We start from the raw sequence: 19,660 nt of genomic DNA on the forward strand, positions 1-19,660 counted from the left end.
TTGTTTCCTGTAGCATGAGCGCGCACTTCTTCTTTTGCTTTGTTGATCAGTTCTTCCTAACATGCTCCTTATAAACCACCTTGAGGAAATATCATGGATTCTATGGCAAATGCCATTCGAAAGCGGAGGCTGGTCGAAGGGTCCTTCAAACGGAGTCCGGTGATCTTCTCACATTTATCCAATCGGTATACGACGGTGTTTCGATGAACATATAGCTGCTTGGAAGTTTCCACGAGCTGGCACTGGGTATCATAGAAAACCCTTAAAGTACGTAGTAATTCTTCGCGCTCCTGCGGGTCCACCTGATAGAATGAGCGCAATGTGTCCTCATAGAATTGGCGCAGCTCATCATGAGGCAGCATCCGGAACAGGTAGGCTGTGTCCTTGGATTGAAATGATTCGACGAATCGATACATGTTCATCTGATAGCCATACTGCAATGCTTTGACTGCCTCGTTATAAGAAAGTCCGATATCCAGCACACTTGTAACGAGATTCCCTATTCCGATGGATATGCTGATCCCAGCATCATTGAATAAGGCATCAACTCTCCCTCTCAGCTCTTCGATTAGAAGGGGCTCATTCCATGTGATCTCGTCAATCGCAAGCAGGATTGCAAAATTGTCATTCTTGGTGAACATCTTAAATGGATATCGAAGCCCTTGAAGCTGCCATTTAATGAATTCGTACTGCACGTCTCTTTCTGATATGGACAGCTCATTCAGATTCGAACCACGCTTGTGTAAGGAGCGGGTGCGATCAGGCTCGTCTATTCTGGCAGTTACTACAACCCAGTTCACATTAGGAGTTAATCCAAATTTCTTCCCAGAATGAAACACTTCAGCTTCTGTACTATAGTAACCTTCAATTAGATCAGAGAAGAATTCGTTCTTGTATCTCCTGGAGCGTTCCTTCACGGCCTGTGCTTTAGTCAGCTCCATCCCGATGACATTCACTGCCTGCTCCATCGTTAGACCATAACGGCTTGAAGGCGACGGGGATCCGTGAAATGACAGAAGATACCCTTCAAGTCGGTAAGTATGGACAGGATAGAGAAGTACATGTGAATAATGACGGAACCTGGTTTCCAATAAACAAAACGTACTAGAAGCAGTACCAAACTGAGTAGAATCGAGCGCAGATCCGATCATCCTGGTTATTTCCTCAAGCTGGGAAGAAGGGAGATTCGAGCTTGCGATCAGCTGGCGTTTGTCGTTCAGCAGCACGATTGGGGAGGATAACAGCTTTGCGAGTGCGGCAACGAGGTCAGCAATGCTCTTGCCCTGCATTGACATATCACAGAAGCGCTTGTGAATATGCAGCGCATATTGTAATTCCTCATTTTTGTTGTCGAGTATAAGACTCGTGGACCGCTGCAATATCTCGCCCAGGGATAATTTGGATTCAGAGATCTCAATGATAGGGAACTGCAGCCGTTCTGCTTCAGCAATGACGTCATCCGGAATCGTGATGCCGAAACGTTTTGTTTTGATGGCGATTCCCGAGCACTTCAACTGCTGCATATCGCTGATCAGCTTGGGTAACGTATCCGGCGCAGCCTTAAAAAAGAACCCATTGGTGAGCAGCAGTTCATTTGGCTTCAGGAAATGTATGATATCCGGTGTGTCCATAATATTGACGGTTTCAACCTGACGAGACATGCCTTCTGCTCCGGCAAGAATTTGTGAGCTGTCATAAATATCACTGCGAATTAGTTCATCTAAATGCATAACTCACCTCTATTCCAACGATGCTTCTGTTATCAAAGCTAGCACTATGCTCTGAAGTAGTAAATACATATGTTAGATATCAATTTAGAACGGAACGAAATTGCAGATTATGTAGTCTATACTTTATAACGGAGATCATGATGAAGGAGGTAAGTATGCATAAGATCATATGTCTTATATTATTCAGTGTAGCGCTCATGACGGGATGTGAAAAAGGGGGTTCAAGTCATTCTCCGCTTACAGGGAACAAGCCTCCTGGAGTGCAGATCAAAATAGCAGATCAATTCTACGATACGAAGCTAGGTACATATTGCTGGTCCAGCAATAATCAGGGAATCTGTGTAGATACAGCGGGACCTGTAGATCTGCTGCAAGATGTAACACCGCTTAGGGTATCACCGGAAGCCGCGATACAGTTTGTAATGAACTATGAGCCTAAGCCCAATCAGTGTTCGCTGCAGCAATATAGCGGGGAGAATATTCATAAGGAAGTAAGTATTGAAAATAACGCCTTTACTGCTCCGACTCAAGAAGGCACTTATTATTATTCATATGGAGTCTGGTGGATGGATGAGGAGAATGAGCAAGTATCTCATGGGGATGCATTTTATCATTTTGTAATAGAGGTTGAAAAATAAACGTTTATTACTACTAAACACAGCTATAAATGTGAGGTTGACGGACCATTCGATTAGGTGATCGAAAGGTCTTTTTTATTATAATAGAACAAACCACTGCCAGCGAGAATATGTGACATCGTGGATCTAGTGGTCTGACAGATTATATGCGATGATGATGTCGAAGGGGCTGCTGAGAAATGTATTCGGATTTTGTACTTGCAAATGAGAGACCGGCTTATATACAGGTCAAAGATTATATGAGACGGCTAATAACGACAGGGGCGCTGCAAGGTGATCAGAAGATGCCTTCTACCCGTGAACTATGCGGACTCCTCCATGTTAGCCGTAATACCGTCATAAATGCTTACTCGGGGCTTGAAGAGGATGGTTTTATTTATACTGTGAAAGGTCAGGGGCATTTCGTTACTCTGTCAGCTGCACCTTCGGATTCTCTATTTCAGTCACACGATGTGAAGATTAACTGGAGTACGAAATTAAATGACTATGCCAGGCTGGCCGAAGAACATGATCTAATGAAGCATGGTATTCGCGGACAGAAACATGCCATTTCTTTTACCAGTATTGCACCTGATGAGAAGCTGTTTGATCTGCAAAATGTAAAAAGGGCCTTTATGGACCGAATGTCATTAGAGGGAGACGTGCTTCTGAATTACGGCTACGCCAAAGGCTACAAACCGCTGATCGAATATCTGCTGAGCTACATGGAGAACAAAGGCGTGGACCTAGCGGGTAAGGATCTGCTCGTGACGAGTGGTTTCACGGAGGGACTCAGTCTGGTATTGTCTAGCTTCAAGCAAGGAAGCGGGCGGATTCTGTGCGAGAACCCTACTCATCATACAGCGATCAAAGCTTTTAAGATGCATGGATACAAGATTACAGGAGTGCCTATGGAGAGGGATGGTATTAATCTCAAGGAGCTTTCACGCGAGCTTGCCTCACAAGCTTATGATTTGGCTTATCTTATACCCTCTTATCATAATCCGACAGGTATCGTCATGTCTCATCCAAAAAGAAGAGAAGCGCTGCGGCTTCTTCATCAATATCACGTTCCCATTATCGAGGACGGATTTAATGAGGAGCTCCGATATTCAGGATCGCATATTGCACCGCTTGTCGTGAGTGCGGGTAGTGGAAACAACAGTGTAATCTATATAGGGAGCTTCTCTAAAATACTATTTCCCGGTTTACGTGTCGGGTGGATTCTTGCTGATCAATCTTTGATTGATTATCTGGAGAGCGTGAAGCGTGCACGAACTATCCACACATCAACGCTCGATCAATCCTTGCTGTATCAGTATTTATATAACGGCAATTTTGAGAAGTATCTTAGACGAGCGAAGGCGGAGTACAAGCGAAAATACGAGCTGGTCGTCAGAAGCTGCAAAGAGTGGCTGCCTGCACATCAGCTGTCAAGTGATGGAGGGCTTCACGTATTTATTGAGTTTGCAGCCGGCTTTGATACAAGGGAGCTGTTGAAGCTCTGCTCAGAACAAGGGGTTTTATTTACACCGGGTGATATTTTTTATACAGACGGCAGGGGTCAGAATACACTTCGGCTTGGGTTCTCACGTGTATCGGAAAGGGATATTCAGAAGGGAATCCAAATCATTGGTTACTGTGCGGAGAAACTGCTGTCATAACCGCACCGTATGAATTCAAGGGAGGTATTGTTGTGAAGGTTGGCATTTTGATGGGCGGAGTATCTTCCGAAAGAGAAGTTTCACTCCAAACAGGCAAGCAAATGATGGTTCATCTGGACCAATCCAAATATAGTCCGATATCAATTGAGATTAGGGATAAGCGTGACATGATCACGAAGACAGAAGGGATTGACGTCGCTCTGCTCGCACTTCATGGAGCTTTTGGTGAGGATGGAAGAGTGCAGGCCACCCTGGATACATTGGGGATTCCATATACAGGAAGCAGCGTTCTCTCCAGCAGTATTTGTATGGATAAAGACATGAGCAAGAAGCTGCTGAGGCAAGAAGGTGTTCGTACACCGGACTGGATGAATGTTAGCAGCTTGGAAGAGCTGGCGACCGTAGATTTCGAAACTATTGCATTTCCGGTCGTCGTCAAGCCGAATAGCGGCGGGTCGAGCATCGGAACTCAAATTGTTCGCTCGGCTGAGCTTCTCGAGGAAGCAGTAGCAACAGCATTGAAGTGGGACCGTCATGTCATGATAGAGCAGTATATAGAAGGAGAGGAGCTAACTTGCTCTATATTAGACGGTGAGCTTCTGCCGATCATATCGATTAAACCCAAAGCCGATTTTTTTGACTATGTGTCTAAATATGAGGCAGGGGAAGCGGAGGAGCAGGTCATTCAACTCACAGATGTGCTGCAAAACGAGGTGAATGAAGTGGCATTAAAGTGCTACTTGACCTTAAAATGCAGTGCATATGCCAGGGTGGACCTTATGCTGAAGGACGGTTCGGTCTATGTGTTAGAAGTAAATACGCTTCCTGGAATGACTCCAACGAGTCTGTTTCCGCAGAGCGCCAGAGCAGCTGGCATAGAGTACGAAGAGCTGCTGGATCGAATCATTACAGCCTCCTTGAAGGAAAGAAGCAAAGAGAATGTACGTATTGGGGGGACCGATGATAATGAATCTTAAGAACCGATTCCTATCCCCTGTCGTACAGACGATGCCTCCGTCGGGAATACGCCAATTTTTTAACGCAGCCGAAGCAGATCCAGAGGTGATCTCTCTAGGTGTTGGAGAACCTGATTTCGTTACACCTAAGCGAGCAATAGAAGCATGTGTTAAGGCACTTAACAATGGAAAAACCATGTATACACCCAATGAGGGACTCATGGAGCTTCGGGAAGAAATTGCTGAATATTTGAACGAGTATTTTAACATGAGCTACGATCCTATAGATGAGATTCTCGTCACCGTTGGCGGTAGTGAAGCAATTGATCTGGCACTGCGCGCACTTATAACACCGGGTGATGAGGTTGTCATACCTGTGCCAGGTTACGTGGCTTATTCACCGCTTGTACGTTTAAACGGTGGCGTTCCGATTGAGCTGGAGCTGCTCTATAAGCACGATTTTAAACTGAACGAAGAGTTACTAGAGCAGGCCATTACTTCAAGAACGAAAGCCTTGATCGTCAATTTTCCTAGTAATCCCACAGGTGCAGTGATGAAGAAAGAAGATTGGCTGCCGATTGTACGCTTGGCAATACAGCATAACCTCATCGTAATTACGGACGAAATGTATGCTGAACTCACGTATGATGGTCATCATGAGAGTATCGCATCAATGCCTGGTATGAGAGAACGGACGCTGGTGGTCAGCGGCTTCTCCAAAGCATTCGCGATGACAGGATGGCGAGTAGGTTATTTATGCGGACCTAAGCAGCTCCTGCAGGAAATGGTTAAGATTCACCAATATACGACCTTATGTGCACCTATTATGGGGCAAATTGCCGCAATGGAATGTCTAAGGAACGGACATGAAGAAAAAGAAGAAATGAAGCGTGCTTATAATGAGCGGCGAAAAATGTTCATTCAGAGCTTAAGTGAAATGGGTCTGTCCTGCCGGCAACCGAAGGGAGCCTTCTATGCCTTTCCAGACATTACGTTGACAGGAATGAGTTCTCAGGAGTTTGCAGGCAGGCTGCTCCACGAGGGTAAAGTAGCCGTGGTCCCTGGTCAAGTGTTTGGCAGTGGCGGCGAGGGTTTCGTCCGATGCTCATATGCCTCTTCATTCGCTCAGCTGGAGGAAGCATTGGAAAGAATCAGCCGCTGGCTCAGATTAACACAGGGAATTCATTGACATAAACCGCACTGCCCGTGATCTCGATCGTGTCGCCGCCGGTCACATTTACTCTTACTCGGCCATCCTTACCTAACTCCTGTCCTTGTTCTATGAGCAGCTCGAACGTTGAAGCTAATTCCTTCTTGATATACTTTGCATAGTAAGCCCCTAATACACCAGAAGCTGTGCCTGTAACCGGGTCCTCGATCGTACCTGAATACGGGGATGAGAAATGCCGGGCATGGATATGAGCAGCTTCATCATAGGTCTGTAAGCAAAACGGATGGATAGAAGCACGAGGCATTTCCTTGAGTACGTTTGGAAAAAGATTGTTCTCAGGCTTCATCCGCCTGAACGCATCCAGGGTTTTTACCGGGACTATTAAGGTCCATGTTCCCGTGCTGCCATAGACGATGGGGATATCTGTATCGATATCGCTGACTTTAATTCCGATCGAATTCACCAGTTCTTGAAGGGAGCCATGAAAGGTGTGGAATTTGGGAGCTGCCTGCTTCATCGTAATATATAACTGCTGCTGTTCCAGATTAAGTCTGATCGGCAGGACGCCGGCTTTTGTTTCAATCGTAAAATTCTTCTTATTCCCTAGCATGCCTGATGAATGCAGCGCATATATGGATGCCATGGTGGCATGACCGCATAGATTGATTTCATGTCCAGGTGTAAAATAACGAATTCTCAGATCAGCGATTTCCGACTTCATCGGGAACGCGGTCTCATTGAATCCTACCTGCTCAGCCACCTGTCGCATTTGCTCCTCCGTCAGATCAGCACTGTCCAGTACAACCCCGGCTGGATTCCCCATACCAGGAATATGGCTAAATGCATCGTAATGATAAACTTTTATATTTCCCATATAACCTCCAGTAATTTGTAAGACGTCCGTTATAATCGTTTGAGATCCTAATAATCTACATTTAGCTTAGAGTACCTTTACTACTATGCTCGCTGTCCAGCATGTCAATGGATTTTTGACAGGAGTAATGAATTAGTGTAAAGTGATGTCTGCACACACGGTTTAACGCTTAAAAGCATTTTAGCATTTTAGTGATAAAAGTGGATAATGAAATTTGTCGTCAACCGATGGATTTATTTCGCACCTAGACGGTAACAAGCTTACAGAGAGCAGGAGTTCTAAGTTATTCATCCGCGATAAGAGCGGAGCCTAATGAGTCCTTTCGTCACTAAAGCGAAGGGGCTTTTTTATGTTGATGTGCATTACGATTTTGATATGGAGGCAAATATGAATCAAGAAAATAAGGTATTAAAGATCCATCCCATAGAAGCGGTAGTGATAACGGCTCTGTTAATGGGACTGCTTGGGTACCTGATTATTGGAGTTAAAGCAGTTCCTCATATGGCAGTGATATCCGGTATTGTACTTCTGTTAATTTACGGTGCTATAAAGAGGGTGGGGTTCAAAGAATTGGAAGGAGCCATGGCAGATGGGGCTAAATCCGGGATTGGTGCTGTCATGATCTTCTTTTTCATCGGGATGCTGATCAGCAGCTGGATGGCTAGTGGGACGATTCCGACCTTCATCTATTTATCTGTTGAGCTGGTGTCGGGTAGATTCTTCTATGCGATCGTCTTCCTAGTTACCGCTATTATCGGAGTTAGTCTTGGCAGCTCACTAACGACGGCAGCAACCTTGGGTGTTGGGTTCATAGGTGCGAGTACGGCACTGGATATGTCACCGGTAATCACGGCAGGAGCCATTGTTTCAGGAGCATTTTTTGGGGATAAGATGTCACCTCTATCAGATACAACAAACCTTGCTGCTACGGTAGCGGGTGCGGATCTATTTGATCATATTAAAAATATGGCCTGGACGACAATTCCGGCATTTATTATATCATTCATCGTATTCCTAGTGCTGTCTCCTGAACAAACGAGTACAAGTATAGAACAGATTGAGCTGGTAAAAGAGACCTTGATCCAGTTGAATCTTGTTAACGGATATGCACTTCTTCCATTTGTCATCCTTGCGTTGCTTGCTTTTATGAAGGTGCCTGTTACCGCTGCCTTGCTGGGAGGTACGTTGTCGGCATTAATCATCTCCATCTGGACGGGTAATGGCATGGAAATGAAAGGAATGCTGGAGCTGCTCTATTCTGGTTACCAATCTGCCAGTGGTGTGGAGGATGTGGATTCCATGCTGACTAGAGGCGGAATAGAAAGTATGATGTTCAGTGTGTCTGTTATACTGCTCGCGTTAAGTATGGGAGGCTTGCTGTTCAGACTTGGAATTATACCTGCGTTATTGTCTATCGTACAGCGGTTCTTAAATCGTGTTTCGATCCTCATTTGCTCTACCGCAGGAATGGCTGTAGCCGTCAATTTTATTATTGGAGAGCAGTATTTGTCGGTCTTACTGCCCGGAAATGCGTTTAAAGATTACTATAAGAAGGCAGGGCTTGAACCAAAGCATTTGTCACGTGTGCTTGAGGATGCGGGAACGGTAGTGAATCCCCTTGTTCCATGGAGTGTATGTGGTGTGTTTATTGCTTCTGTGCTGGGAGTTTCCGTTGTGGAATATGCACCATTTGCTCTGTTCTGCTTGCTATGTCCATTAATAACTGTTTTCTATGGATTTACAGGCATCTCTTTGCCGAAATCCATCAAAGATACACAGAAATAAGGAAGTCGTCTAATGGTTAATATATAAGCAGCCGAATACAGAGCACTATTATCTGTTGTGAGGGAATCTACAGCAACGAATAATTAGTGGCTCTTTGCGGCTGCATATATATTAGTAATGTTGAGCTAGTTTACGCGTTGTCTGTTTGACTCAATCCCAATACTTTACGGAGCCGGAGCCGCTGAAGCTTTCGTATACATAAAATTCTGCCTTTTTGTTGTCACCATCTACATAGCTTCCGATTCCCCTATAGATAAGCGTGTCGCCAGGGTACAACAAGTACTCGTAACCAGTTACAAGCTCGTCAGCATTACTGCCTGGATCATATTCACGTAACTGATACCAAGTGCCACCACTTGGACCGCTGGCAACTTGGAATTTGAAATCACCACCACCAGAGTGGACATAGTTTGTAGGGTTTTGAGAGGATACGGTAGATCGCTGACCGAGATAATCCCATTCGCCTTCTGCCATAGGAGAAATAACTTCACCGTTGGCCCGAATAATGGTCACGTTAGGTGCTGCAACAGCAGATTTATCTACCTGTCTGACTTCAGCTGCAGAATCCTCAGCCATAACCGATGAAATGGGAATAGCCACTGTTAATGTTAGAGCTGCAACCGCAGCAATCAACCACTTCGACTTCGATTGGTTCAAATACTTCACATCATCATCCTCCATATCGTAATTTATATTTAAAACCAGAGATAATGTAGCATGTATCGAGTGTCGAAGTAAGTAGAAAATAGCAAAATAATTCCATAAAAACAAAAATAATACTTTAGTCTTATTCTATACTCTAATAGTCTTATGATACAGAGCTTTTCGCAGGAATGACTTGATGTATAGATCACTAATTTCATACCAACAACATGCAAACAACCATAGTCCAGACCTGGACTATGGTTGTAGTCAAACTAAATTTTACACAGAAAAAAGTAGTCTCTATTTAATTTGTGATTGAATTAGCCTTGCGACACGTTCACCTAGCTCAGGAGAGGCTTGATAGAGATAGCCAAGAACGATGCTCGTCGTTTCTTGAGATACAGCTTCAAGATCCGCGGCGAGATTATCTGCTAAATGTTCTTGCTGTACAGGAGGCAGGCTTAGATAGTATTGACCTGCTTGGGTAAAATCATCTTGCTTCGGTATATCAGACCTCGTCAAATGACCCTCAACAAATCTGCCATTGCCGCTCGTAATAAGCTCATCGGTGGTCCAGTTCTGCTGATGGTTAACAGGAACACTGCGGAAATCAGGACCGATCCTTCGGCGTTGTGAATCCCAATAAATATTCGCACGACCTTGCAGCATTTTATCATCTGAGAGTTCGACGCCTTCAAGCAAGTTTGAAGGGGAGAACGCGATTTTTTCAACCTGTTCCATGTAATTATCTGGATTGCGGTTCAATACCATCCTGCCGACTGGTATCAAAGGATATTGCCGTTCATCCCACACCTTCGTGTCGTCAAGGGGATCAAAAGGCAGGATCGCTTCATCTGCAGGATTCATCAGCTGAACGTACAATCCATACTCTATTGTTTTTCCTGCGGCTAAGGTATCATAGAGGTCTTTCCCTGCATAATCTGGATTTTCACATGCAATTCGAGCTGCTTCTTGACGATCGATATATTGCACGCCTGCTAAAGGAATCCAGCAGTATTTAACATAAGTACGTACACCGTGTGCATTTCTCCAAACATATGTATTCACACTGTTTCCCGGTATATGACGGAGACTCTTTACCGTACCGGCGTCGGAGTAGAGCCAAACCAGGAAGTTCATCGACTCCGGCGCCCTTGCTACAAAACTCCAGAATCGTTCAGGATCAATTAGATTGTTAACTGGTGAAGGAAGAAACGCTTTGATTGATTCTGGGAAGCGGATAGCATCTCGCACGGAGAAGACAGGGATATGGTTGCAAATAAGATCAAAGACACCCTCCTCTGTGTAAAATTTAGTTGAAAAGCCTCTTACATTACGGGAAGTGTCAGGAGTTCCTTTGTTACTGACAGCGAGCGAGAATCTGACCGTGACTGGGACTTGCTGCCCAGGCTGCTGTAAAAAATGCAGCTTAGTATATGCCGACATCGAATTTACCGTCTGAAAGTATCCGAAAGCACCGTAGCCTTTGACGTGTACAGGCCTTTCAATAATTTTAGTATGTACGAAGGTTTCCAGAGTTTCATGTAATACATTGTCCTGCTCCAGTACGGGTCCCCGGCTGCCGACTGTTTGAGAATGGAGCTCGGCGGGAATGTCGCCAGCCCATTTCGAGCCTGCTCCTGTATTCTGATATCCTTGATTTTCGTTTGTAGAAGGATTTCGAGAGAAATTTGATTTAGTAGAGTTTTCGTCCATCATTCAAGCCTCCTAATCAAAAGTTGACAAGTGAATAACGAAATAGCGTTGATATATTATGCTTAAATGCAGATTGTCGTTCTTTCATCCTTATTCTTTCATGGATAGAAATAGTACTGCAGATCGGACTCTGCTTACAAAATAATTCGATCTCAATCCAGAAAATATAACGACGATATTATTACAATGAGAAAACGTTTAGAAAATATAGAGTTAATACTTCAGCTTTATATTTTAATAGATTTGATAATTAAAGGAGGAATAATAGTGAACAAATTTAAAAAAAAGGCAATAACGATTACGGCAGCATCTGCAATCACTCTTGGCACAATAACTGCCGGAAGTAACTTACCCATCTTAGATGCAAAGGGGAATCAGAATAATAATAGAAAAGCCGATAATGTCATCTTTATGGTTCCGGATGGTTTCTCTGCTTCTTATGCAACGAATTACCGTTGGTATAAAGGAGAAGAAACAGCACTGGATTCGATATTAGTTGGCATGCATCGTACATACTCTGCAAACTCTGAGATTACAGATTCAGCTGCAGCAGGCACCGCTTTTGCAACAGGTGTAAAAACAAATAACGGCATGATCAGCACTTCCCCTGATGGCAAAGAGCTCAAAACCATCCTGGAAGCAGCTGAGGAAAAGGGCAAGTCTTCTGGTTTAGTTGCGACTTCAACCATTACACACGCTACACCGGCTGTATTTGCCTCTCACGTAGCCAGTCGGGCAGATGAATCGGCCATTGCTCCACAGCTTATTGATAACGATGTTGATGTAATTTTGGGCGGAGGTAAAAAATACTTCCCTGACTCACTTATCAATGAAGCAAAAGAGGATGGATATCAGTACATCTCAAGCAAAGCTGATTTGAAGCGTGTTGAAAGATCGGACAAAGTGATTGGTTTATTTGCAGAAGCTGGCATGGCCCCGGAGTTGGACCGCGAAACGACGAATGAGCCTAGCCTGCAAGAAATGACAGAAACGGCATTGAAAGTTCTCGACAAGGACAAAGACGGATTTTTCCTTATGGTAGAGGGAAGTCAGATTGACTGGGCAGGTCATGATCATGATGCAGCCTGGGCTATGAAGGATTCAGAAGCATTTGAGAAGGCTCTGGAGTCTGTATTGGAATTTGCCAAGAAGGACAAGAACACACTGGTTATCGTCGCAGGGGATCATGATACAGGAGGGATGTCCGTTGGAGGAAACGGCCCAGGGGATGTAGATCTTGAGGTGATTCGTAATGTAACGGCTACCGGTGATTATATGGTTACCAAGCTGAATTCCACACGCAGTAATGTCAAAGAGATTGTGAAGGAATATACTGCACTTGAACTTACAGATGAAGAGGCTCAATTGATCAAGACCTCAGAACAACCGGCGATTACGATAAATGAAGTTGTATCTGCCCGGGCAAATATTGGGTGGACAAGTCTTAATCATACAGGTGTAGACGTACCGCTGTATGCATATGGCCCGGGTGCAGAGCTATTCTACGGACTTCATGAGAATACAGATTTGCCTGTGTTAATGGCAGAAGCGTTCAAGATTAAGTTTACACCAGGAAAATAAACCAGCTGTAATTTCCATTGCTCTGAAAGTAAAAGATCACTTGGGAGGTGAGAAGATACCAATCCCAAGTGATCTTTTTCAATGAAGAGCAGACTATCATCCATTGTAAATAGAAAAATGGCTATTCACAGCACGTAAAATATAAGCGTGAATAGCCATTACATTATGTAGTTCATTGTTGGCAAGGAGATCGTTAATTATTTAGGTCTAAACTCAGAACCGTGATCTAGAAGCTGGATTGAATTTGGTACAAAGTCAGGATAAACTACGAAGATGAACAGACCCAACACTGTCAGAGCGGCTAGAATACCTTTTTTCATTAGGGAGATCTCCTCTCATAAGAATTTTATTGAGTATATCATAACACGTTTTGAGCTGAGAAACAGTACCAAATTTCCTAAGAATTTCAAACAAAGAAATTGCCTTTTTGAAATACTTGTCATTTCTCATTTCATCGGCAGCATCCAGAATATGAAGGGTAATATCAATAGCGGTTGAATGTTCCTCATTCATATTTCGGTATAGTGCGAGCTGGTACTGGTAGGACAAGTAATGTGCTGCTTTTACTTTATCATTGTAATGCTTGTAATCTTCTACGTAGTTTGATAGGTGTGTTATGATCGAGTCCACGTCATAATTAAATTGATTCGCAGAACGAAGGATATTGATTAAGCCTTGAAGTACTTGATCGGGGTTAGCGTCTAGGAATTGTACATATTCGGGAAGCCTGTCCTTCTTGCCATCCAGAATATCCAGCTGTAGCTCATTGGCAGAAGAAAAGAATTTAAAGTGTTCGATCAGATATTTGCCGGTTTCTGTGGAATCATCAAGCCAGTCCAGATTGGCATAGAAGGAGATATACTCTCTTGATTTGGTGAAATCACCCAGCTTCTGATAGGAGAGACCACTCATTAGATGACTGTATCCAAAGTAATAGATGATATGGTCTTTATAAACATGTGACGTGGAGTCTGTCTCTATAAGCTCTTGATGAACTTCCTTAGCTAGCTGCATGAGCTGATCGGATAAGGATAGAACCTCTTCCCAATTCTCGATTGTATAATTTGATTGGATCAAATTTACTAGAGAGTCCAAGTCCAGAGGCTCATCGTAAGGAAAATGTACACTCATTTATTCCTCTCCTCGCCATAATTTTCATAATATTTACTTTATATTACAGGAGAAGAATTAGGAGGTCAATAAAGCTTTCGTAGGGGAAAATTACTTCTTAAAGATTGTGCTCCATAGATTTAACACGGATTTGATTATGATCATGTACTGGATACATAAAGGCATTGTAAGATGGTGCATGTTGAGCAATAATTTGATGTTATCCGCACTATAACGATGCGAACCACCCTTCTCAAAATAATGCTTGACAGTAAGCAATGATATGGTTTTAATTATATAGACCAATCGTTATAATGCTTAAGGATGTGACTCTGCTTGAGTGAGAAGTCTAATGCGAAGGAATGCATCGTAAATACAGCAGCAAGACTGTTTTTTTCACAGGGATATCACGCGACCGGGCTGAATCAGATTATTAAGGAAAGCAATACACCCAAAGGCTCGTTGTATCACTACTTCCCGCATGGCAAGGAAGAGCTCGCCCATGTATGTATCCAAAAAGCGAATGAGGATATTTTGCAGAAATTTGAAGCTTGCTTTGCAGCCAGCGACAATACCGGAGACGCTATACAACTCTTCGTTCATAAGCTTGCCGATGAGACTGAAGCAGCTGGATTTACAGGTTTTTTGCCATTCAGCTTCTGGGCTGCTGTCGAAACATCGTGCATCAGTCATCAGCTGCGAGAAGCTTGTCAAAGCGTATTTGCAGATTGGCAGCAAGTGATTGCCAAGAATCTCATTAAGGATGGCATTAGTGAACAGAAGGCACGAGAAACAGGGTTATTGGTCATTTCCTTGCTCGAGGGAGCACTCATTATAAGCCTCACCAACCAAGACAAACAGCCGATGCTGACGGCTGCAGATTATTTGTCGGTTGTTGCAAAGAACGCGAGGTAGATTTAGAGAGAGATAAATGATTATAGATTAAGAGGAGGATGGAACCGTGGAGGTTACCATGAAAGCTGATACTGTACAAGAGAGGCAGGAACAAAAACAATATAAGGTACTGCCCATTTTGTTCGCCATGCTGCTCAGCGGATTTATCGGTCTATTTGGAGAAACGGCACTTAATGTAGCGATGACTCCGCTGATGGATCTGTTAGAAGTAGGGCCTACAACCATTCAATGGCTGACTACTGGTTATTTGCTGATATTGGGTATTTTAGTACCTGTGTCTGGATTGCTGCTGCAATGGTTTACGACGAGACAATTGTTTACAACTTCATTAATTTTTTCAATTGCAGGTACTCTGGTAGCTGCGTTGGCACCAACCTTTGAAATGCTATTAATTGCAAGGGTGCTTCAAGCAGTGGGTACAGCTTTGTTGCTGCCGCTGATGTTTAACACCATATTGATTATTTTCCCGATTGAGAAGCGGGGTTCTGCGATGGGTCTGATCGGACTGGTTATTATGTTTGCGCCAGCGAGCGGCCCGAGTATTTCCGGTTTGATTCTTGCGAATCTGACCTGGCATTGGATCTTCTGGATTTCCTTGCCGTTCTTTATCATTTCGCTGGTGTGCGGCTTAATGTTCCTGCCGAACATCTCGAAATTGACGAAACCCAAAATTGATGTACCTTCCATTGTCCTATCCACACTTGGTTTTGGGGGCATCGTTTACGGATTTAGTAGTGCGGGCGGACACGGAGAAACCGGCAGTGGCTGGGGCAGCCCCGTTGTTATCGGTACACTGTTAGTCGGAGTATTGTCTTTGCTCATCTTCAGCATCCGACAGCTCAGAATGAAGCAGCCGATGCTGGATCTGCGGGCATTCAAGTATCCAATGTTTACAATTGGGCTCATTCTCATCTTCTTCTGTATGATGATGATGTTATCGTCCATGCTGATATTGCCAATGTATTTACAGCAGGGACTTGCGGTTACTGCCCTGACAGCTGGATTGGTACTATTGCCGGGCAGCTTGCTGAATGGATTTTTGTCTCCCGTGATGGGTCGTTTGTTTGACAAATTTGGTCCTAAATGGCTTGTTCGTATTGGACTCGTTGTAGTGGCTGCTGTCCTGTTTATGTATTCTGGCATTGAGCCAACTACACCGCTGGCTATGATTATTACAATGCATTTATTCATGATGATCGGTATTTCCATGATTATGATGCCTGCACAGACGAATGGACTTAATCAGCTTCCACCGGAGTATTATCCGCACGGAACAGCTATTATGAATACACTGCAGCAGGTGTCTGGAGCGATCGGAACTGCGGTCGCAGTAAGCATTCTGAGTGCAGGTCAGGCAAGCTACTTGAGTGGAGTGACGAATCCGGAAAGTCCGGAGAATCAACTCGCTGCATTTACAAGCGGCGTACAAAATGCCTTTGTATTCGCATTAATCTTGGCTGTCATTGGTCTAGTCATCTCTTTCTTCGTTAAGCGGGTGCAGGTTACTGGACAACAAAGTGGTCAAGGTCCTATGCATTAATCATATAAGTTATATAGAAAGGGAGGCTTCCCGCAGTACTGGAAGCCTCCCTTTTTTGTATAGTTTAGGTTGATTCCATTTCATAATGTTCTTTGGTTTCTGCAAACAAGAGGATGACGATGTGATTATTCCAAGTGAATGATAATGCAGAATATTTTTAAAAAATAGGATTGACTTATTGAATGATATTTCATACACTGAATGCAATGAAAGCACTTACATTTAGGTTCGAAAACGTTACCTCATTTGATTTCCCGAAATGCTTCCTCTTTTTCTCTAGTACACTGCACTGCAATGAGCAATGCTCTATTCATCAATTTCATTATGTTCCTAAAGCGCTTTATTTCAAGGCTTACAAGGGTATGTATGTTTCCTTGCTTTTCAATTCGGTATAGACAGGGATGCCTGTTATACATATAAAAAAGCTATCTAAGGGGGATTACAGCAAATGAAACACAAAGCGCCAAAAACGGTTGCCATGCTTCTACTTGCAAGCACAATGTTGTTTACTGCTGCCTGTGGAAATACGAATGATGGAGCAAGTACTGGAAATGAAGGGGCTTCATCGGAATCGAATTCGACAGAACCAATCACCTTTACGTTCTTTGGAGCGGACGCAAGTCCGAACTGGAACAAGATGCAGGATGCAATAGGCCAGAAGATTATTGAAGAGACAGGTGTAACGATCAATGCCGAGTATGATGTATCAAGCGGGGGCGGAGATGAGAAGATCCCTCTGATGGCAGCAAGCGGTGATTATCCTGATCTCATCTATCCTAAAGGTAACTTGTCCAAACTGGTTGATGCAGGTGCGATGATTGATCTTACGGATCTCATTGAAGAGCATGCACCGAATCTGAAGAAGGTTTACGGAGATCAAATGAATCGCCTTAAATACAGTAATGAAGATCAATCCATATATTGGCTTCCAACGAATGCGGGAGTTGGAGAGACCTTGTTCGATGCAGGAGGCGGTTTCTCAATACAGCATCAAGTGGTGAAGGAGCTGGGTTATCCAGAGATCAAAACCCTTGAAGATTTTGAGAATGCGATTCGTGCATATTATGAAAAGCATCCAACAACAGAAGATGGACAGCCAACGATTCCGATCTCACTCAGTGCAGATGGATGGAGAATTATGATAACGGTTACAAATCCAGCCTTCGGTGTAACTGGAGCTCCGGATGATGGCGAATATTACATTAATCCTGAAACCTACGAAGCGATGTTACATTACAAGCGTCCAGAGGAGAAAGAGTTTTTCCGCTGGTTGAACAAAATATACAACGAAGGCTTGCTTGATAAAGAGAGCTTCATTCAAAAGGATGATCAGTACAAGGCTAAAATTGCAAGTGGACGCGTACTTGGGTTACTTGACCAGGATTGGGGATACAGTGACGCAGAGAATGCTTTGAAATCTGCCGGAAAGTATGAACAGACCTATGGTCACTACCCTGTATCTTTGGACGAAACATATAAACGTGCCGATTTCCAAAGCATCGGTCTGGATGCATACGGTATCGGAATCACAACGAGCTGTGAAGATCCGGTTCGTGCCATTAAATTCCTTGACTGGCTCGCTTCTGACGAAGGCCAGGTGCTTCGTAATTGGGGTATTGAAGGAGAACATTACGTTGTAGAAGACGGAGTTCGTAAGATACCGGCAGAGGTTCAAGAGAAAAAGAACAACGACAATGCAAACTTTACGAAGGAATCCGGAATTGGCCTGTATAACATCTTCAGCGCGCGTTATGGTGATGGGGTAAAAGATTCAACAGGTAATTACTATACAACGAACTTCCCTGAGGAAATCATTAAGAACTATAACCCAGTTGAGAAAGAAACCCTTGCAGCATATGGGGTAGATACTTGGAAAGGCTTGTTCCCGACGGAAGAGGATTTCCCTGTGAAAGAGTGGGGGGCAGCATACAATATGCCGGTTCCATCGGATACAGAATACAATGTTATATTCCAGAAAACACAAGATATTATTCGCAAGCGAATTCCAGAAGCGATTGTCTCATCACCGGATCAATTTGATCAAATTTATGACAGCATGCTGGCGGAGATTGATAAAGCGGGTGCGGTTGAGATGGAGCAGCAATACACAGAATGGCTTAAAGAGCGTATTAAATTATGGACAGGAAAAGATGTGTAGTTATATCAAATCTTTGAAGGATATTTATAACGGGAACGAAGAAGACAGCCGAATGTTGATGCTCGGCTGTCTTCTGTTGTATTCATCCCAATAGCTGTTACACGGATACAAGCAGTCTCTTTTGTACCTCGTCCGCAATCTTTCCCCCATGAAATCTGCCGTCCTCGATATATACACGATTCGTCGTTCCACCTGTAACAACCCCAGCCAGAAACAAGTTGGGAACGTTGGACTCATACGTATCAGCTCGATAGGAGGGCACAGAGGTCAACGCATCCACTTGAACACCGGCTTGACTGAGCAGACTAAAGTCTGGCCGATAGCCTATTAATGAAAATACGATGTCATTAGGTATGCTGACCAGCTCTTCTGGAGTGCGTATAGAGACTGTACTGTGGGTGATTTCTTCCACATGGGACAAGGGATAAAATTTAATTTTTTCCTTCTCTACAAGATTGCGAATGTCAGGAATTAGATAAGGCTTTATGCCGACATGTGCGGATTCTCCTCGATGAACGAGTGTAACATGGGCTCCAGAGCGATAGAGATCAATAGCGGCTTCAATAGCTGAATTCTTACCACCAATCACCGTAACCTGTCGTCGGTAATATGAATGCCCTTCCGTATAGTAGTATTTTACTTTGTTCAGATCCTCACCTGGTATATGCAGCTTTCTTGGATTATCATAGATGCCTGTGGCAACGACAAGAAATTTACTATGGTATGTATGCTGGTTTCCTTTATCATCCACCGCTTGTACAGTGAATAAGTCAGGGCTTGAAGTTATACCGACCACATTCTGATAACAGTGTACGTTTAGCTCCTCGCGCTCTGTTACAAGTCGGTAATATTTCAGCAGCTCCGATCGGGTTGGACGTGCTTCCTGTGTAAGAAATGGAGTTCTGCCGATTTCCAAACGATCCGAAGTACTGTAGAACCGCATATCGGCTGGGCAATTGACAATGGAGTTAACAATCGCTTCTTTTTCGAGAATGAGATAGGAAGTCCCTTTTTCCTGCAATGCTAAACCCGCTGCTAACCCGCAAGGTCCTCCGCCAATAATAATTACATCCACCATGTATATTGCCTCCCTTAACTCAAATGCTGATTTATTGAACTTGCCTTCACTCATATCGTGTTACCTATTCTATCATACGTGCTACTTTTTAGCTCTATTTTTATAAAAAATGGGATGTGA

At 43.7% G+C, this 19,660-nt stretch carries 15 protein-coding genes; 9 read left to right on the forward strand and 6 right to left on the reverse strand.

From position 1 onward, the window contains the following. Nucleotides 1–68: 68 nt before the first annotated feature. Entirely contained in the window at nucleotides 69–1,730 is a 1,662-nt protein-coding gene (locus BK126_RS17405) for a PucR family transcriptional regulator (protein ID WP_076313820.1), read from the reverse strand. Between the two features lie 155 nt (nucleotides 1,731–1,885). On the opposite strand from BK126_RS17405, the gene BK126_RS17410 reads away from it, so the two are divergent. The 4 genes from BK126_RS17410 (at nucleotide 1,886) to BK126_RS17425 (ending at nucleotide 6,156) form a co-directional block, all read left to right on the forward strand. Next, on the forward strand, nucleotides 1,886–2,368 hold the full coding sequence (locus tag BK126_RS17410) for a hypothetical protein (protein ID WP_076313821.1): 483 nt from the start codon (nucleotides 1,886–1,888) through the stop codon (nucleotides 2,366–2,368). 179 nt (nucleotides 2,369–2,547) lie between these two features. Then, entirely contained in the window at nucleotides 2,548–4,011 is a 1,464-nt protein-coding gene (gene pdxR, locus BK126_RS17415) for a MocR-like pyridoxine biosynthesis transcription factor PdxR (RefSeq protein WP_076313822.1), read from the forward strand. Nucleotides 4,012–4,043: 32 nt separating this feature from the next. Next, nucleotides 4,044–4,988, forward strand: coding sequence for a D-alanine--D-alanine ligase (locus BK126_RS17420; protein WP_076313823.1), 945 nt, complete (start codon nucleotides 4,044–4,046; stop codon nucleotides 4,986–4,988). Continuing rightward, the gene (locus tag BK126_RS17425) at nucleotides 4,978–6,156 is read left to right on the forward strand and encodes an aminotransferase class I/II-fold pyridoxal phosphate-dependent enzyme (protein WP_076313824.1); all 1,179 of its coding nucleotides are present in this window, start codon (nucleotides 4,978–4,980) and stop codon (nucleotides 6,154–6,156) included. The genes BK126_RS17420 and BK126_RS17425 overlap by 11 nt, the downstream gene beginning before the upstream one ends. On the opposite strand, the gene BK126_RS17430 is transcribed toward BK126_RS17425, so the two are convergent. Continuing rightward, on the reverse strand, nucleotides 6,131–7,012 hold the full coding sequence (locus tag BK126_RS17430; protein ID WP_076313825.1) for a PhzF family phenazine biosynthesis protein: 882 nt from the start codon (nucleotides 7,010–7,012) through the stop codon (nucleotides 6,131–6,133). The two genes, BK126_RS17425 and BK126_RS17430, sit on opposite strands and share 26 nt — an antisense overlap. A gap of 387 nt (nucleotides 7,013–7,399) precedes the next feature. Here BK126_RS17430 and nhaC point away from each other — a divergent pair, with 387 nt between their 5' ends. Beyond that, nucleotides 7,400–8,797: a Na+/H+ antiporter NhaC gene (gene nhaC / locus BK126_RS17435; protein ID WP_076314096.1), complete on the forward strand. Its 1,398-nt coding sequence runs from the start codon at nucleotides 7,400–7,402 to the stop codon at nucleotides 8,795–8,797. Between the two features lie 150 nt (nucleotides 8,798–8,947). On the opposite strand, the gene BK126_RS17440 is transcribed toward nhaC, so the two are convergent. After that, a complete protein-coding gene (locus tag BK126_RS17440; protein ID WP_083655940.1) occupies nucleotides 8,948–9,463 on the reverse strand; it encodes a hypothetical protein in 516 nt (171 codons plus the stop codon). Between the two features lie 279 nt (nucleotides 9,464–9,742). Beyond that, nucleotides 9,743–11,158 carry a catalase gene (locus BK126_RS17445; RefSeq protein ID WP_076313826.1) on the reverse strand — a complete coding sequence of 472 codons (1,416 nt, stop codon included), beginning with the start codon at nucleotides 11,156–11,158 and terminating at the stop codon, nucleotides 9,743–9,745. Nucleotides 11,159–11,425: 267 nt separating this feature from the next. Between BK126_RS17445 and BK126_RS17450 the strand changes: the two genes are divergently transcribed. Next, entirely contained in the window at nucleotides 11,426–12,739 is a 1,314-nt protein-coding gene (locus BK126_RS17450) for an alkaline phosphatase (RefSeq protein ID WP_256702896.1), read from the forward strand. A gap of 255 nt (nucleotides 12,740–12,994) precedes the next feature. On the opposite strand, the gene BK126_RS17455 is transcribed toward BK126_RS17450, so the two are convergent. Next, nucleotides 12,995–13,870, reverse strand: coding sequence for a hypothetical protein (locus BK126_RS17455; protein WP_076313827.1), 876 nt, complete (start codon nucleotides 13,868–13,870; stop codon nucleotides 12,995–12,997). A 315-nt stretch (nucleotides 13,871–14,185) separates the two neighbouring features. On the opposite strand from BK126_RS17455, the gene BK126_RS17460 reads away from it, so the two are divergent. The 3 genes from BK126_RS17460 (at nucleotide 14,186) to BK126_RS17470 (ending at nucleotide 18,462) form a co-directional block, all read left to right on the forward strand. After that, nucleotides 14,186–14,764, forward strand: a complete 579-nt coding sequence (locus BK126_RS17460; protein WP_076313828.1) for a TetR/AcrR family transcriptional regulator — start codon at nucleotides 14,186–14,188, stop codon at nucleotides 14,762–14,764. A 58-nt stretch (nucleotides 14,765–14,822) separates the two neighbouring features. Beyond that, on the forward strand, nucleotides 14,823–16,304 hold the full coding sequence (locus BK126_RS17465; protein WP_076314099.1) for a DHA2 family efflux MFS transporter permease subunit: 1,482 nt from the start codon (nucleotides 14,823–14,825) through the stop codon (nucleotides 16,302–16,304). A gap of 448 nt (nucleotides 16,305–16,752) precedes the next feature. Next, nucleotides 16,753–18,462: an ABC transporter substrate-binding protein gene (locus BK126_RS17470; RefSeq protein ID WP_076313829.1), complete on the forward strand. Its 1,710-nt coding sequence runs from the start codon at nucleotides 16,753–16,755 to the stop codon at nucleotides 18,460–18,462. A 97-nt stretch (nucleotides 18,463–18,559) separates the two neighbouring features. Here the strand turns inward: BK126_RS17470 and BK126_RS17475 are convergent, their stop codons facing one another. Continuing rightward, nucleotides 18,560–19,540 (reverse strand): YpdA family putative bacillithiol disulfide reductase, encoded by a 981-nt coding sequence (locus tag BK126_RS17475; RefSeq protein ID WP_076313830.1) that lies wholly within the window; start codon nucleotides 19,538–19,540, stop codon nucleotides 18,560–18,562. Between the last annotated feature and the right edge of the window lie 120 nt (nucleotides 19,541–19,660).

The sequence above is a fragment of the Paenibacillus sp. FSL H7-0326 genome (genome assembly GCF_001955535.1).
GTDB lineage: Bacteria > Bacillota > Bacilli > Paenibacillales > Paenibacillaceae > Paenibacillus > Paenibacillus shunpengii.

What these genes read in the sequence shown, in the direction of transcription:
- BK126_RS17405 (WP_076313820.1), bottom strand. Translation starts at nt 1,730, where the DNA reads ATGCATTTAGATGAACTAATTCGCAGTGATATTTATGACAGCTCACAA.
- BK126_RS17410 (WP_076313821.1), top strand. Translation starts at nt 1,886, where the DNA reads ATGCATAAGATCATATGTCTTATATTATTCAGTGTAGCGCTCATGACG.
- pdxR (WP_076313822.1), top strand. Translation starts at nt 2,548, where the DNA reads ATGTATTCGGATTTTGTACTTGCAAATGAGAGACCGGCTTATATACAG.
- BK126_RS17425 (WP_076313824.1), top strand. Translation starts at nt 4,978, where the DNA reads ATGAATCTTAAGAACCGATTCCTATCCCCTGTCGTACAGACGATGCCT.
- BK126_RS17430 (WP_076313825.1), bottom strand. Translation starts at nt 7,012, where the DNA reads ATGGGAAATATAAAAGTTTATCATTACGATGCATTTAGCCATATTCCT.
- nhaC (WP_076314096.1), top strand. Translation starts at nt 7,400, where the DNA reads ATGAATCAAGAAAATAAGGTATTAAAGATCCATCCCATAGAAGCGGTA.
- BK126_RS17445 (WP_076313826.1), bottom strand. Translation starts at nt 11,158, where the DNA reads ATGGACGAAAACTCTACTAAATCAAATTTCTCTCGAAATCCTTCTACA.
- BK126_RS17455 (WP_076313827.1), bottom strand. Translation starts at nt 13,870, where the DNA reads ATGAGTGTACATTTTCCTTACGATGAGCCTCTGGACTTGGACTCTCTA.
- BK126_RS17465 (WP_076314099.1), top strand. Translation starts at nt 14,823, where the DNA reads ATGAAAGCTGATACTGTACAAGAGAGGCAGGAACAAAAACAATATAAG.
- BK126_RS17470 (WP_076313829.1), top strand. Translation starts at nt 16,753, where the DNA reads ATGAAACACAAAGCGCCAAAAACGGTTGCCATGCTTCTACTTGCAAGC.
- BK126_RS17475 (WP_076313830.1), bottom strand. Translation starts at nt 19,540, where the DNA reads ATGGTGGATGTAATTATTATTGGCGGAGGACCTTGCGGGTTAGCAGCG.